The sequence below is a fragment of the Caballeronia sp. ATUFL_M2_KS44 genome, assembly GCF_023630965.1.
Lineage (GTDB): Bacteria > Pseudomonadota > Gammaproteobacteria > Burkholderiales > Burkholderiaceae > Caballeronia > Caballeronia concitans.
On the sequence record NZ_JALQEA010000006.1, the window covers coordinates 57,828 to 72,747 of the forward strand.

Here is a 14,920-nt window from a genome sequence, read left to right on the forward strand (position 1 = left end):
CAGCGAATCAGCGAATCAGCGGATCGCGAGCCGCTTCTTCGTATCGTCGTATTCCTGTTTCAGCCGCGCGACCAGTTCCGCCACGCTCGGCACGTCGCTCATCAGGCCGACGCCCTGGCCCGCGCCCCAGATGTCCCTCCACGCCTTCGCCTTGCTCGAACCGTCGCTGAAGTTCATCGCGGTCTTGTCGGATTCGGGCAGCGCGTCCGGGTCCAGCCCCGCGTTCACGATGCTCTGGCGAATGTAATTGCCGTGCACGCCCGTGAAGAGGTTCGTGTAGACGATGTCCGCCGCGTTCGCATCGACGATTGCCTGCTTGTAGCTTTCGAGCGCGTGCGCCTCGCGTGTGGCGATGAAGCGCGTGCCCATGTAGGCGAGATCGGCGCCCATCGCTTGCGCGGCGAGAATCGAGCCGCCGTTGGCGATGGAACCGGACAGCACGATCGGCCCGTCGAAAATGCGTCGCACTTCGCCGACGAGCGCGAACGGCGACGTCGTGCCCGCGTGCCCGCCCGCGCCGGCCGCGACGAGAATCAGGCCGTCGACGCCCGCATCGAGCGCCTTCTGCGCGTGTCGCAGATTGATGACGTCGTGCAGCACGATCCCGCCATACGAATGCACCGCGTCGATCATCTCCCTGACCGGCGCGCGCAGACTCGTGATGAAGATCGGCACCTTGTGCTCGACGCACACGCGCACGTCATGTTCGAGCCGCGCGTTCGACTGATGCACGATCTGATTCACCGCGATCGGCCCGACCACGGCGTCCGGATTCGCCGCCTTGTGCTCCGCGAGCGACGCCTGAATCTGCGTGAGCCATTCATCGAGCAATTCGGGCGGGCGCGCGTTCAGCGCGGGAAACGATCCGACGATGCCCGCCTTGCATTGCGCGAGCACGAGTTCTGGATAGCTGACGATGAACATCGGCGAGCCGATCACCGGCAACGCGAGGTTTTGCAGGACGGCGGGAAGGGCCATGCGCGAGTCTCCTGATTGTTTTCTTGCGGCGCTCTTCTGCGATGCAATGCAAGGATGCACCCGCGCATCGAATCAGAACGATCGTTCGATTATAGGCACGGCGCGTGGCGCTTCGAACCCGGCAAATCCCGAGGAAGTCTTCGGTTTTCGGGCGCGCGTCGCGGGCGAAGCCGCAGCAACGCGAACGCCGCGCCTACAATGAGCCGAATCTCACAACAAGAAAACATCATGTCTTTTGGAGACTACGAGCCGTTTCGCATCGAAGTCACGGAGTCGGGCGTCGCCATCGCCGGGGTGAAGGGCGGCGACGGTCCGCCGCTTCTGCTCCTGCACGGCCATCCGCAGACACACGAAATCTGGCACAAGTGCGTCGACGTGCTCGCGCGCCACTTCACCGTGATCGCCACGGATTTGCGCGGCTACGGCGCGTCGTCGAAGCCCGAGAGCGACGAACATCACACGCCGTATTCGAAGCGCGCGATGGCCGCCGATCAAGTCGCGGTGATGCGTCACTTCGGCTTCGAACGATTCCTCGTCTGCGCGCACGATCGCGGGGCGCGGGTTGCGCATCGGCTGGCGATGGATTTTCCCGATGCCGTCGATCGCCTGATGCTGCTCGACATCGCGCCGACGCTCGCCATGTACGAAGCGACGGACCGCGCATTCGCGACCGCGTACTTCCATTGGTTCTTCCTGATTCAGCCGTCGCCGCTGCCGGAACTGCTGATCGGCGGCAATCCGAACGCGTACATCGACCGCGTGATGGGCAATCGTCACGCGGGCCTCGCGCCGTTCGCGCCGCACGCGCTGCAGGCTTACCGCGATGCGCTCGCGCAGCCCGGCGCGATCTTCGCGATGTGCGAGGACTATCGCGCGTCGGCGAGCATCGATCTCGAACACGATCGCGCGGATCTCGAACGCGGCCTGCGGATCGCGTGTCCGTTGCGCGTGCTGTGGGGCCAGGAAGGCGTGATTGAGCGATGTTTCGACGCGCTCGGCGAATGGCGGCGCGTCGCCCGCGACGTGAGCGGCCGCGCGCTGCCGTGCGGGCATTACATTCCCGAAGAACAGCCGGAGATGCTCGTCGACGAGATGCTCGCGTTTTTCAAAGCGGATGCGTCCTGAAAACGGAATCGGTAAAGACGACGCGCGGTCATCGGCTATTTAGCTAGCCGTTAAATTTCTGTAGGGAAAGCACCGATGCACGCACGATAGCGTCGGGTTAGGATGAATCTCGACGTTGATCACGTCTATGTTCGCCGCTTGCCGTAGCTGACAAGCGGCTTTCTTTTTGGCGCTTCACGCGGCCGTTATCACACTGCCGTTCACCGTCACCGCGCCGCTCCGCGCCAGTTCCCCGACCAGTTTTTCCAGCAACGCGCGGCGCTCGTTCGGCGCGGCGAGCGCATCGGCGGCGGCGCGCATGGCGCGGGCATTCGTCGTCATTTCGAGAAGCGCGTCGAAGTTCATCGCGCGCACGTCCATCAGCTTGAACACGATCAACACCTTCAGCGCATTCTTCGCGTTGCGCGCGGGATCGGCCTGCAAGTAATCGAGCCGCGACGACGCGACATCCAGCGCCCGCGCGACATCCGAAAACGGCGCGCCGTGGCCGGGAATCACGATGTCGATATCGAGCCGCGCGATCAAATCCAGCACCGCGCGTTCTTCCGCGAAGCCGCTTTCGCCTTCCAGTTCCGGGAAGATCACGCCGAAGCCGTTTTCCCACAACGCGTCGGCGCTGATGAGAATGCGCGCGTCGGCGCAATAGAGCATGAGCGAATGCGGATCGTGGCCCGGCGCGCCGTGCACGGACCACGACCAACCGCCGAGCGCGAGCGTCGCGCCGTTTTCAATCGTGCCGCTGAAACCGAAGCGCTCGCAGCGCTGCCCGGTGGCGTCGAACGTCAGCGCGTCTTCGTTCCAGTCGCGGACGGCTTGCGCTTCGCTGGACGGAATCAGCGTTTTGCAAGCGTACGTGGCCTGCAGCAGCGCGTTGCCGCCGCAATGATCCGAATGCAGATGCGTGTTCACGATCAGATCGAGCCCGCGCGCGCCGAGCTTTTGTCGCACGAGCGCGAGCGTTTGCGGCGCGTGCGCGACGTAACCGGTATCGACGAGCGCCGCGCCGTCATCGCTCATGAACAGCACGTTGTTCGACGAGAGCCAGCCGCGCTCGAACACGGTCATCGATTCGGGCAGCGCTTTCATGATGCGGCGTCCTTCGGCATGACGACGATGGTCGCCGTCGCCTTCATCACCGTTTCGCCGAGCTGATTGCGCGCGCCGCCTTCGAGCGTGACCAGATCGCCGCGCAGGCTCGCTTTCCATTTGGCGTCGATGACCTGCCAGCGCATCGTGACGACATCGTTCGCCTTCACGGCGCGCGTCAGCTTGATGTTGAACTCCAGCCCGAGCGGCTGCGCGTACTGCGAGAAATGCGTGGCGATCATCGCCATGAGATGCGCGGTCGGCTGCGTGCCCGATGCGATCAGCGCGCCGAAGCGGCTCGCGCGCGCGTACGCGTCGTCGTGATGCAGCGGATTGCGGTCGTCCACGAGCGTCGCGAAATGGCGAATGGAATCGGGCGGCAGCGAGAGCGTCGCGTCGAACGATTCGCCGATGGTCACGACGCGCGCGCCCAGCCGCCTGCTCTCGACGCGCGCAAGCACGGCGCGCTTCGCGTCGTCGTCATACGCGGACCACGCGGCGATTTCGTCGATGGTGCGGAAACAGCCGTCGCAAAAGCCGGTTTCCGCGTTCATGCGGCAGACATCGACGCAAGGCGACGCCACGCCGTTCATCACGACGCCGTTTCGCGCAACGCGACATCGACCACCGGCGCGCCCGTCAACTCGACCAGCTCGCGCGGCGACAGGTTGAACACCGCATGCGGATGCCCCGCCGCGGCCCACAGGCTGTCGAGCGCGAGCAGGTCTTCGTCGATCAGCGTGACGGGCGCGACCGCGTGACCGATCGGACAAACGCCGCCGATCGCGTAGCCGGTCTTCTCGCGCACGAACTTCGCGTCCGCGCGGGCCAGCGCGCCGACCCGCGCCGCGACTTTCGCTTCGTCCACGCGATTCGCGCCGCTCGCGATCACGAGCACGGGCGCGTCGTCGTCGCGGCGTCGAAAGAGAATGGACTTCGCGATCTGCGCGATGGCGCAGTCGAGACCGGCCGCGGCTTCCGCCGATGTCTTGCCAGTCTCCGGCAGCATCACGACCGGATGCGGATGGCCGCGTTCCTTCAGCAGCAGCGCGACGCGGCGCGCGGATTCGGGGAGGGCGTCGATAGGAGTGGGTTCGATCATCGGTTGCCCTTTGTCATGCACACGCTTCGCCGCCGCGCTTTTTCGCGAGCAGCGCCTTGCCCGCACGCGATGCGCTCGGCTTGCCGATCGCGCGCGAAATGAAATCGCCGATCTCGACGAGCTCGTCAAGATTCACGCCGGTCTGGATGCCCAAGCCGTTCATCAGATACACGACGTCCTCGGTCGCGACATTGCCCGTCGCGCCTTTCGCATACGGACAGCCGCCGAGTCCCGCGACCGACGCGTGGAAAATCTCGATGCCTTCGAGCAGCGCCGCATAAATGTTGCCGATGGCCTGGCCATACGTATCGTGAAAGTGGCCGGAAAGACGCTCGCGCGGAAACACCTTCGACGCCGCCGCGACGACTTCGCGCGTGCGCGCGGGCGTGGCGACGCCGATGGTATCCGCGATGTCGATTTCATCGCAGCCGAGCGCCTTCATGCGCTCGACGACATCGACCACGGACGCGACGCTCACTTCGCCCTGATACGGGCAGCCGAGCGAGCACGAGATGCTGCCGCGCAGCCGCAAGCCCGCTTCCTTCGCGGCTTTCGCGACCGGCTCGAAGCGCGCGATGCTTTCCGCGATGCTGCAATTGATGTTCTTCTGCGAGAACGCTTCGCTGGCCGCGCCGAAGATCACGATTTCGTCGGCCTTCGCTTCGAGCGCGCCTTCGAAGCCGCGCATGTTCGGCGTGAGCACCGAGTAGATCGTCCCCGGACGACGCTCGATGCCGGCGAGCAGCGCGGCGGCGTCGGCCATTTGCGGCACCCATTTCGGCGACACGAACGACGTCGATTCCACATTGACGATGCCCGCGCCCGCGAGCCGGTTCACCAGTTCGATTTTCGTTTCCGTGGGCACGAAGGTCTTTTCGTTCTGCAGGCCGTCGCGCGGCCCGACTTCGACGATCTTCACTTTCGACGGGATCATGCTTGTCTCCTTCTCATTGAATGCGCCCGCGTTTCAATAGCCGCGCTTGAAATCCACAATGCCGCTGATCGTTTCGCCGCGCGCGAGCGCTTTGATCTTGGCGGCGATCTGCACGATGCTCTCTTCGCGCAACGTTTCCGCCGAAATATGCGGCGTCACGCTCACGCGCGGATGCCGCCAGAACGCATGTTCCTTCGGCAGCGGTTCGGTGTGGAACACGTCGAGCATCGCGCCGGCGAGCTGGCCGCTGTCGAGTGCGCCGATGAGATCGGCATCGACGAGATGCGCGCCGCGCGCCACGTTCACCAAATACGCGCCGCGCGCGAGCCTGCCGAAGACGCGCGCGTTCAAAATGCCTTCGGTGTCCGGCGTATGCGGCAGCAGATTGATGAGCATGTGCGCGCCGTCGAGAAAGGCATCGAATTGATCAAGGCCCGCGTAGACCGCGACGCCTTCGATCTCTTTCGCCGTACGGCTATAGCCGCGCACCGGCACGCCGAGCGCCACGAGCGCGCGCGCCACTTCGCCGCCGAGCACGCCCAAGCCCAGCACGCCGACGATGAACTCCTTGCGCGCGTGTTGCGTGCGCTTTTCCCAGCGGCCTTCGCGCTGCAACGCCTCGTATTCGTCGAAGCGGCGCATGTAGCGCAGCACCGCGTACGTCGCGTATTCGGCCATCTGCTGCGCCATGCCCGTGTCTTCGAGACGCACGAGCATCGCGTTGGGCGGCAGCGTGCCCGGCTCCTTGCGTTCGACATCGAGAATGGCATCGACGCCCGCGCCGAGATTGAACACGGCCTTGAGATCCGGCCGGTTCGCGAACAAGTCGCGCGGCGCGCGCCAGACGACTGCGTAATCGGCGGGCGCGGTATCGCCCGGTTGCCACACGCGCACGTCCGCTTCCGGCAACTCGCGGGCAAAGCCGCGCAGCCAGGCATCGGTGTCGGTGTTCTGTTCGTGGAAGATGATCTTCATGCGGCTTCTCATCGAACTCATTTGGCGAAAAGCTGGCCGATGTCGTTGAACGCCTTGAATTCCAGCGCGTTGCCGCATGGATCGAGGAAGAACATGGTCGCCTGTTCGCCGACTTCGCCCTTGAAGCGGACATGCGGCTCGATGATGAACTTCGTGCCCACGCCCTTGAGCCGTTCGGCGAGCGCGTGCCAGTCCGCCATCGACAGCACGACGCCGAAGTGACGCACGGGAACGTCGTCGCCATCGACGTCGTTCTTCGCGGCGGGCCGCGCTTCGTCCGGCGAAAGATGCGCGACCAGTTGATGACCGAAGAAATCGAAATCGACCCAGTCGGGCGAGCTGCGGCCTTCCGCGCAGCCGAGCAGTTCGCCGTAGAACGCGCGGGCGTTCTCTAGACTCGTGACGGGAAAAGCGAGGTGAAACGGCTGCAGCGTGCGTTGCGTTCGCGAATGATCCGCGTGCTGGAAGCGGTCGGCGGATTCGTCGGGCAGATCGGACATACGGCCTCCGTGTGGTGTATCGGCACATTCTACGGTGCCTGCCTGCGGCGTTCACGTCGCGCATATGGAAATGACGATTGAATCGTTCGCGCGCGGCGTGCATCACGGGACAATGACGCCTGAACAGAACGCGGCGCGCGAGGCAGCCATGAACACTATCGACGATCCGATCCGGCGGCCCTTGCTCGTCACCGTGCCGGGGCTGCACGGCAGCGAGGGCGCGCACTGGCAAAGCTGGCTGGAGCGGCAGTACGTGGAGGCGTCGCGCGTGGAGCAGGCCGACTGGGATGCGCCGCATCTCGATACATGGGCGAGCGCGGTCGAAGCGCGGATCGATGCGTTGCAGCGGCCCGTGGTGCTGGCCGCGCATAGCTTCGGCTGTCTCGCGACGGCGCATGCGCTTTCGCGCGGGCGTTTGGGGAATGTGCGGTCGAAGGTCGTGGGCGTGCTGTTCGTCGCGCCCGCGAGTCCGGCGAAGTTTCGTCTCGCCGGCCGCTTCGAGCCGATGCCGCTCGCGGTGCCGTCGATACTCGTCGGCAGCGAAACCGATCCGTGGATGCCCGTCGATCACGCGCGCGATCTCGCGCAGCAGTTGGGCAGCGCGTTCGTGAACTTCGGCGATGCCGGGCACATCAACACGGCGTCGGGCTACGGTCCGTGGCCGCACGCGAAGTATCTCGTCGATACGCTCGCGCATTGGGCGCCGCCCGTCGAACTCGGCGCGGAAGACGTGTTCCTGCGCGAACACGCGTACGGTTGATGCATCTCGCGTTGCGGGTTCGTTTCGATCACACTCGATGGCCGCCTTCGCGCGGCCTTTCGCATCTCTATTGCAATCGTTTTTCGGGGATACACATGGCGGCATACAGGAAGCTCGCGCTCGCGGCGAGCGTGGCGATGTGCATGGCGGCGGGCGTCGCGCATGCGGACACCACGTTGCTCAACGTCTCCTACGACGTGACGCGCGAGCTGTACAAGGATATCGACGCGGCCTTCGTCGTCGATTACAAGAAGCGCACGGGCGAGACGGTGTCGGTGCGGCAGTCGCATGGGGCATCGAGCGCGCAGGCATTATCGGTGATGCAGGGCCTTCAGGCCGATGTCGTCACGATGAACCAGCCGAACGACATCGACCTGCTCGCGGAGCGCGGCCAGCTCGTGCCGGCGAACTGGCGCACGCGCCTGCCGAACGCCAGCGCGCCTTATACGACGACGATGGTGTTCCTCGTGCGCAAGGGCAACCCGAAGAACATCAAGGACTGGAGCGATCTGGCGCGGCCTGGCGTGCAGGCGATCATCGCGAATCCGAAGACATCGGGCAACGGGCGCTACACGTATCTCGCGGCGTGGGGCTACAAGAAGCAGCAGGGCGCGACCGATGCGCAGGCGCAGGACTTCGAGAAAGCGATCTTCCGTAACGTGCCGGTGCTCGATACGGGCGGACGCGGCGCGACGACGACGTTCACGCAGCGCGGCATCGGCGATGTGCTGGTGACGTTCGAGAACGAGGTGGGTTTGATCGGGAGCGGTGCGGGCGCGAAGGATTTCGATGCGGTGTATCCGTCATCGAGCCTCGTGGCGGAGCCGCCGGTATCGATCGTCGACAAAGTGGTGGACAAGCGCGGCACGCGCAAGGAAGCGCAGGCGTATCTCGACTTTCTTTATACGGCACAGGCGCAGGAGATCATCGCGCAACATCACTTGCGGCCGCGCAACGCGGACGTGCTCGCGAAACATGCAAGCGAGTTCAAGCCGCTGAAGACGTTCACGGTGGAGCAGATGTTCGGGAGCTGGCAGAAGGCGCAGCAAACGCATTTCGCCGATGGTGGGACGTTCGATCAGGTGGTGGTGGATAGGAAGTGAGTCGGCGTAGCGGTCGGTAGTTGGCGAGGGCAAATAGATAGGCGTGTCCTCGCCGCCGACCCTACCGAATTGTGCGTCTCCTGATATGGCTCATAGAACGTCGTGGATGATTCGGGCCCTGCATTCCTCGAGTGATTTCTCGTCGTTTCGCATCACGCCATAGGCATATCTGCAATAGACGGCGAGTTCGTCGCGAACATCAAGCGCTAACGCGTTGATGGGCAACGGATCGCCTTCATTCGCAAAAGGGTTGATGAATTTCCTTCTCAACGTCAGACCCTTCTTGATGAAGTAGATCGCATGTTCGTCGTGGTCGATATACGAATAGTAATAGCCCACACCGAGCCATAGCCAGAGCAACAGCAATGTTGTGACGCTTAGGAGCAAGGCCACTGCCTTTCTTTTCATAAACGATTATCCTCGCGGCGCACTTAGCGATAGCTCCGAACGTAGCAGCTTGACAATGTCCATTCCAAGATTGCCCGGGCAAGCTCGCCCTCTATGCGTTGCGATCTGTTGATACTCTCGATGCCCGCCCAGCCGTTCGACGTTGAAAAACTCCATAAGTACGGAACACAAGGCGCGGCACGCCATAACTTGCGCGCGCGTGGGCTCGTCGTGCCAAAGAACCGCCCGGTCGGTGACGATTCCGCCGATATTTCTGAGCTTATCTATGACTGAGAGACGACCGTATTCTTGCTGGTATGCCTCGCCTGCCTGCACGAGATTGGCAAGGAAAACGATCCCGATCTTGCGGTGTTATCGCCCGCAACGTGTTCGCCGGTGAATCTGATATCCCCCGCCTCATAGATCTCTCCCTGACACGAAATCGCGTAGTGATACCCGGCGTCATCGAATGGCGGGCTTCGACCCATGTCCTCCGCCTGTACGCGTTGCATTTCCTGAATGGACGGCGCACCGCACGAGTAACTGCGGCCCGCGTGATGCAGAACGATATCGTGATAGTCCCAATGGCTTTCGCGCAACGCACCTCTCGGCGGTTTGGCGTGCCACGCGGAGCGCTCAATCAGGCTATAGCCGCTTCGGGCGAGCGCCTTGATAATGGCTTGACGAGTCGCGCCCTGGTTATTCACCGCAATTGAGATTGCCGTGGTACGGCTGCTGTCGGACGATGTGCGGGTTTTTGTCCAGTGACTGATGTTGTAATCCGAAGCCAATTCAATCTCCTTGCGCGGGAATGAGATTGCGTTTGGGCGACGAAAAGAAGACGTGTATATCGATGCTTTGCGGGTCGTTGGTCTCGACCTTAGCGTAGCCATTCGCGTCCGTCTTACATGCCTGTTCGATACCCGCTACTACGGCGATAAGTTGCTGATTGCACAAAGGGCGCCCGGTTGCACTGTCTGTCACGTAAAACCAGCTTGCGCAATTCTCGCTTCGTTCGCCTGGACGGAAGACTGTCTGCGCAACGCGCTGCGCGTTTTTCTTGGTGTCAATTACACCGAGGCTCTCAGCGAGATCGTCGTACCATGCCTCGCCCGCAAGTTGCGCGAATATGCGTGGATTTTCCGGACAGCCGCAGACAATCAGATCGCGGTCTAGCGCTATTTCACTGCCGACAATGGTCATGCGACGCGGACCGCCGTCTTTGGCGATATAGCCCGTCGTTCGACAGATTGGGCAGTAGGCGGCCCCGTTGATAAGCGCGGCCTGGTGTCCGGCATCGCCGAACGTGAAAATAGGCCCATTTTGATAGCAGACTTCGCCACCATTGCTCAGTTTGTCGCCGGCAACAGCAATTCGGCGCATCATGCCATTAACCCGAATAAATATTCGTTATGCTTAGTTTTTGTCATGTATCGCTATCCCTGGATTCGGACGCTTACGCGCGTTGATCGGAATCGTCAGGATACGAGAGCAGAGGCAGTCCGCACATTAGGCGCCGACCGGAAGCCACCGAAATCGACAAAAAACAATGACAACGTTCGGATGTTGCGGCAGACGGGCTCCGGCGCCATGCGAGTTTGATCAACCGCGCGCGGCGTGCCGTGCGCGGTTGACGCCAACCATAAGGGCCCGCAACCAACGCGAGCCCCCGCCAACGCCCTTACCCCGCACTCACCCCACTCGCCGCTTCCGCCCGCATCCCCAGCCGCTCGATCAGCTTCCTGTCCGCGTCCGCTTGCGGATTGCTCGTCGTCAGCAACTGATCGCCGTAGAAGATCGAATTGGCGCCCGCAGCAAAGCACAGCGCCTGCAACGCCTCATCCATCTGCTCGCGTCCCGCCGACAGACGCACCATCGCCTTCGGCATCGTGATGCGCGCCACCGCGATCGTCCGAACGAACTCGAACGGATCGAGCGCCTCGGTGCCCGTCAGCGGCGTGCCCGCCACCTGCACGAGATTGTTGATCGGCACCGATTCCGGATACGGCTCCATGTTCGCCAGTTGCGAGATCAGCCCCGCGCGCTCGCGACGCGATTCGCCCATGCCCACAATCCCGCCGCAGCACACGTTGATGCCCGCATCGCGCACATGTTCCAGCGTGTCCAGCCGATCCTGATACGTGCGCGTCGAGATGATCTGGCCGTAGAACTCGGGCGACGTATCGAGATTGTGGTTGTAGTAATCGAGGCCCGCATCGCGCAGCGCCGACGCCTGATGCGCCTCCAGCATGCCGAGCGTCACGCACGTTTCCATGCCCATCGCCTTCACGCCGCGAATCATCTCCTTGATCGGCTCCAGATGACGATCCTTCGGATTGCGCCACGCCGCGCCCATGCAGAAACGCGTCGCGCCGTTGGCCTTCGCGGTCTCGGCGGCCTTCAGCACGGCATCGACTTCCATCAGCTTGTCCGCCTTCACGCCGGTCTCGTGATGCACCGACTGCGGACAGTACGCGCAATCTTCCTCGCAGCCGCCCGTCTTGATGGACAGCAGCGTGGACAACTGCACCGCGTTCGGATCGAAATGCTCGCGATGCACCGTCTGCGCGCGATACAGCAGATCGTTGAACGGCAGCTCGTACAGCGCGACGACATCGGCGACACGCCAGCGCGCGGGCGTTAGCGGCTGCGGTTTAGCTTGAGTAGCGGTTTCGGCAGTAATGGTCTGCGTCATAGGTGTTCAGTCCTTGAGTTGAAGCCGGTCGAGAAGAAGGCGCGCGTCGAGATGATCGGCGGCGCGCGACGCATCGGCCGGCGCGATGTGAGGGATGACGCCGAGCAACGGCGCATCGATACGTTGTAGAAGCGTGCGAATGTTTTCGTCGGGATAAAGCATGTTGGGATCGACGCGATTCGCGACCCAGCCCGCGAGCTTGAGCCCGCGCGACGCGATCGCTTCCACGGTCAGCAGCGCATGGCTGATGCACCCGAGCCGCATGCCGACGACGAGCACCACCGGCAGATTCAGCGCGACGGCGAGATCGGCGGTGTCGTGCGTATCGTCGAGCGGCACGCGAAAGCCGCCGACGCCTTCCACCACGACGATATCCGCCTGCGTCACCGCGAAGCGATGCGCGTCCACGATGCGCCCGATATCCAGCGACACGCCTTCGCGCGCCGCCGCGATATGCGGCGCGATCGGCTCGCGCATCATGAACGGCGTGCGAATTTCGGGCGGCAGCGCGACGTTCGCGGCGGCGTCGAGCTGATCGGCGTCGTCGTTGTGCAGCACGCCGTCGCGAACGGCCGCGCCCGAGGCGATCGGCTTCATCGCGGCGGCGGAGAGGCCCGCGCGCGCGAAGCCGTGAAGCAGCGCGGATGATACGAACGTCTTGCCGATCTCCGTATCGGTGCCGGCGACGAATAAGGATAAAGCGGTCATAGCGTACTCAAAGCATGATCGAGGCGCGCGAGGTCGTCGTCGCTGTGCGCGGCAGAAAGCGAAATGCGCAAGCGCGACGTGCCAGACGGCACCGTCGGCGGACGAATCGCGGGCACCCACAGCCCTTGTGAATCGAGCGCGGCGGCGAGCGCGACGGTTTCATCGTTGCCGCCGATGACGAGCGGCTGCACCGCCGTCTGCGAATCGACCGGCAGCCAGCGCGTGCGTTCGAGCATCGCGCGCGTGGCGCCGATGAGCGATGCCAGATGCGCGCGCCGTTCATCGCCTTCATCGCTTGCAATGATGCGCACGCTCGCCGACACCGCATGCGCGACCGCCGGCGGCGACGCCGTCGTGAAGATGTACGGCCGCGCGCGCTGCACGAGCCATTCGATGACCGTCGCATGCGCGCACACGAACGCGCCCGCGACGCCCGCCGCCTTGCCGAGCGTGCCGACATAAACGAGATGCGGCGAGCGCAGCGCGTAATGCGCCAACGCGCCGCGTCCTTGCGGACCGAGCACGCCGAAGCCGTGCGCGTCGTCGACGACGAGCCACGCACCGTATTTTTCCGCCACCTCGACGAGACGCGCGAGCGGCGCGATATCGCCGTCCATGCTGAACACCGAATCGGTGACGATCAGCTTCGTCGCGGTCTGATCGCGCGAGGCGTCGAGCATGGCGTCGAGCGCGTCGATGTCGGCGTGCGGATAAATCTGCGTTTGCGCGCGCGAAAGACGCACGCCGTCGATCAGCGACGCATGGTTCAGCGCATCCGAAAACACGAGCGTGCCGCGCCCGGCGAGCGTCGTGAGCACGGCGAGGTTCGCCATGTAGCCGGTGCTGAAGTAGAGCGCGCGCGGATCGTCGACGAAGCCGCCCGAGAACGCCGCGAGTTCATCTTCGAGTTGCGCGTGCGCGCGCGAATGGCCGCCGAGCAGATGCGATCCGCCGCTGCCCGCGCCGTACAGCGACGCGCCTTCGGCCAGCGCCGCGCGAATCGCTTCGTGCGCGGCGAGGCCGAGATAGTCGTTGCTCGCGAAGCCGATCATCGCGCGGCCATCGACGGTCATATGCGCGGAATTCGCGCCGTCGATGGTGCGTCGGCGGCGGCGCAAACCGCGCGCGTCGATATCGGCGAGGCCTTGCTTGAGCGCGTCGAACAACACGTCCGATGTGCGCGTCATGCGGCCTCCGCGAGCGTCGCGTCGAGCGTGTCGCGCGTGCGTTGTGCGAGCAGCGCGAGTTCGTCGTCGGAAAGGATGTACGGCGGCATCATGTACACCGTCGCGCCGATGGGACGCATCAGCAGCTCGCGTTGCAGCGCGTTGGCGAAGAAGCGGCGCGAGAAAGTCTTGTCGGCGATATCGACATCGAACGCGAAGATCGTGCCGCGCTCGCGCAGATTCTTTACGCGTTCGTGCTTGCCGAAGTGCGTCCGCAACGTCGCGCCCAAGAGCGCCGATTTGCGTCGATTCTCTTCCAGCACGTTCGCGCTTTCGAAGAGATCGAGCGTGGCCAGCGCCGCGCGGCACGCGAGCGGATTGCCCGTGTACGAATGCGAATGCAGGAAGCCGCGCGTCACGTCGTCGTCGTAGAAGGCGGCGTAGATCTCGTCGCGTGTCAGCACGATCGAAAGGGGCAGATAACCGCCGCTGATGCCCTTCGACAGACACACGAAATCCGGCCACACGCCCGCCTGCTCGCACGCGAAGAACGTGCCCGTGCGTCCGCAGCCGACCGCGATTTCGTCGGCGATCAGGTGTACGCCGAACTCGTCGCAAAGCGCGCGCAGTTGCGTGAGATACGACGCGTCGTACATCGCCATGCCCGCCGCGCACTGCACGAGCGGCTCGACGATCACGGCGGCAAGCTGCGTCGCGCGTTGCTCGAAGAGGGCGCGCATCGCGCTAATGGCTTCGTCGACGCCCACCGCCGCCGGCGACGTGACCACGTGCGCGTGACGGATCAGCGGATCGTAGGCGTCCTTGAAGAGCGCGACATCCGTCACGCCCAACGCGCCGATGGTCTCGCCGTGATAGCTGTTCGCGAGGCACGCGAACTCGCGCTTCTCGCTCCGGCCGCGATTGCGCCAGAAGTGAAAGCTCATCTTCAACGCGATCTCGACCGCCGACGCGCCATCCGACGCGAAGAACGCGTGGCCTAACGTGCGCTGCGTCAGCGCGGAAAGCCGCTCGGCCAGTTCGACGGCGGGCGCATGCGTGCAGCCCGCGAGCATCGCGTGTTCGAGCGTATCGAGTTGATCTTTGAGCGCGCGGTTGATGTCCGCGTTCGCGTGGCCGAAGAGATTGACCCACCACGAACTGATGGCGTCGAGATAGCGGTTGCCCGCCGGATCGTAGAGCCACGCGCCCTTGCCGCGCGCAATCGGCACGAGCGGCACGCGCTCGTGATGCTTCATCTGGGTACACGGATGCCACACGGCGGCGAGCGAGCGCGCAACCCAATCTTGATTCGCTTCTGTGTTCAAAAACGGCTCCCAGGCCCGCGCGTGACGCGAGCCGGTACATCGGTCAGGCCGCAGGGCCTGCGCATTTCGAGGAAAG

At 63.9% G+C, this 14,920-nt stretch carries 17 protein-coding genes; 3 read left to right on the plus strand and 14 right to left on the minus strand.

What is annotated here, in order from left to right; translation table 11 throughout:
- Positions 1-15: 15 nt before the first annotated feature.
- Entirely contained in the window at positions 16-978 is a 963-nt protein-coding gene (locus tag NCR39_RS00270; RefSeq protein ID WP_250450027.1) for an NAD(P)H-dependent flavin oxidoreductase, read from the minus strand.
- 228 nt (positions 979-1,206) lie between these two features.
- Here NCR39_RS00270 and NCR39_RS00275 point away from each other — a divergent pair, with 228 nt between their 5' ends.
- A complete protein-coding gene (locus NCR39_RS00275) occupies positions 1,207-2,103 on the plus strand; it encodes an alpha/beta fold hydrolase (protein ID WP_250450029.1) in 897 nt (298 codons plus the stop codon).
- 174 nt (positions 2,104-2,277) lie between these two features.
- Here NCR39_RS00275 and NCR39_RS00280 read toward each other — a convergent pair whose 3' ends face one another.
- Genes NCR39_RS00280 through NCR39_RS00305 form a run of 6 tightly spaced genes read right to left on the minus strand, consistent with a single transcriptional unit; the run spans position 2,278 to position 6,700 of the window.
- A complete protein-coding gene (locus NCR39_RS00280) occupies positions 2,278-3,189 on the minus strand; it encodes an MBL fold metallo-hydrolase (RefSeq protein WP_250450031.1) in 912 nt (303 codons plus the stop codon).
- On the minus strand, positions 3,186-3,743 hold the full coding sequence (locus NCR39_RS00285; protein WP_250451411.1) for a DUF1289 domain-containing protein: 558 nt from the start codon (positions 3,741-3,743) through the stop codon (positions 3,186-3,188). Before NCR39_RS00285 ends, NCR39_RS00280 begins: the two co-directional genes overlap by 4 nt.
- Positions 3,744-3,781: 38 nt before the next feature.
- The gene (locus NCR39_RS00290; RefSeq protein ID WP_040053169.1) at positions 3,782-4,291 is read right to left on the minus strand and encodes a YbaK/EbsC family protein; all 510 of its coding nucleotides are present in this window, start codon (positions 4,289-4,291) and stop codon (positions 3,782-3,784) included.
- A gap of 13 nt (positions 4,292-4,304) precedes the next feature.
- Positions 4,305-5,225 (minus strand): hydroxymethylglutaryl-CoA lyase, encoded by a 921-nt coding sequence (locus NCR39_RS00295; RefSeq protein WP_250450033.1) that lies wholly within the window; start codon positions 5,223-5,225, stop codon positions 4,305-4,307.
- A 33-nt stretch (positions 5,226-5,258) separates the two neighbouring features.
- A complete protein-coding gene (locus NCR39_RS00300; RefSeq protein WP_250450034.1) occupies positions 5,259-6,200 on the minus strand; it encodes a 2-hydroxyacid dehydrogenase in 942 nt (313 codons plus the stop codon).
- 17 nt (positions 6,201-6,217) lie between these two features.
- Complete coding sequence (locus NCR39_RS00305; protein WP_250450035.1) at positions 6,218-6,700, minus strand: VOC family protein; 483 nt, start codon at positions 6,698-6,700, stop codon at positions 6,218-6,220.
- 148 nt (positions 6,701-6,848) lie between these two features.
- Here NCR39_RS00305 and NCR39_RS00310 point away from each other — a divergent pair, with 148 nt between their 5' ends.
- Both NCR39_RS00310 and NCR39_RS00315 read left to right on the plus strand, forming a co-directional pair.
- Entirely contained in the window at positions 6,849-7,460 is a 612-nt protein-coding gene (locus NCR39_RS00310; RefSeq protein ID WP_250450036.1) for an RBBP9/YdeN family alpha/beta hydrolase, read from the plus strand.
- Between the two features lie 95 nt (positions 7,461-7,555).
- The gene (locus NCR39_RS00315) at positions 7,556-8,563 is read left to right on the plus strand and encodes a sulfate ABC transporter substrate-binding protein (RefSeq protein ID WP_284507062.1); all 1,008 of its coding nucleotides are present in this window, start codon (positions 7,556-7,558) and stop codon (positions 8,561-8,563) included.
- A 90-nt stretch (positions 8,564-8,653) separates the two neighbouring features.
- On the opposite strand, the gene NCR39_RS00320 is transcribed toward NCR39_RS00315, so the two are convergent.
- The 7 genes from NCR39_RS00320 to NCR39_RS00350 all read right to left on the minus strand — a co-directional run bounded on the left by NCR39_RS00320 (position 8,654) and on the right by NCR39_RS00350 (position 14,844).
- Entirely contained in the window at positions 8,654-8,971 is a 318-nt protein-coding gene (locus NCR39_RS00320; protein ID WP_250450037.1) for a hypothetical protein, read from the minus strand.
- Positions 8,972-9,234: 263 nt separating this feature from the next.
- Positions 9,235-9,741: a peptidoglycan recognition protein family protein gene (locus NCR39_RS00325; protein ID WP_250450038.1), complete on the minus strand. Its 507-nt coding sequence runs from the start codon at positions 9,739-9,741 to the stop codon at positions 9,235-9,237.
- A gap of 1 nt (position 9,742) precedes the next feature.
- Entirely contained in the window at positions 9,743-10,336 is a 594-nt protein-coding gene (locus NCR39_RS00330; protein ID WP_250450039.1) for a PAAR domain-containing protein, read from the minus strand.
- Between the two features lie 295 nt (positions 10,337-10,631).
- Positions 10,632-11,645 carry a biotin synthase BioB gene (bioB, locus tag NCR39_RS00335; protein ID WP_250450040.1) on the minus strand — a complete coding sequence of 338 codons (1,014 nt, stop codon included), beginning with the start codon at positions 11,643-11,645 and terminating at the stop codon, positions 10,632-10,634.
- A 6-nt stretch (positions 11,646-11,651) separates the two neighbouring features.
- Positions 11,652-12,353 carry a dethiobiotin synthase gene (gene bioD, locus NCR39_RS00340; RefSeq protein WP_250450042.1) on the minus strand — a complete coding sequence of 234 codons (702 nt, stop codon included), beginning with the start codon at positions 12,351-12,353 and terminating at the stop codon, positions 11,652-11,654.
- On the minus strand, positions 12,350-13,540 hold the full coding sequence (gene bioF / locus NCR39_RS00345; protein WP_250450044.1) for an 8-amino-7-oxononanoate synthase: 1,191 nt from the start codon (positions 13,538-13,540) through the stop codon (positions 12,350-12,352). Before bioF ends, bioD begins: the two co-directional genes overlap by 4 nt.
- Complete coding sequence (locus tag NCR39_RS00350) at positions 13,537-14,844, minus strand: adenosylmethionine--8-amino-7-oxononanoate transaminase (protein WP_250450046.1); 1,308 nt, start codon at positions 14,842-14,844, stop codon at positions 13,537-13,539. Before NCR39_RS00350 ends, bioF begins: the two co-directional genes overlap by 4 nt.
- Positions 14,845-14,920: the final 76 nt, after the last annotated feature.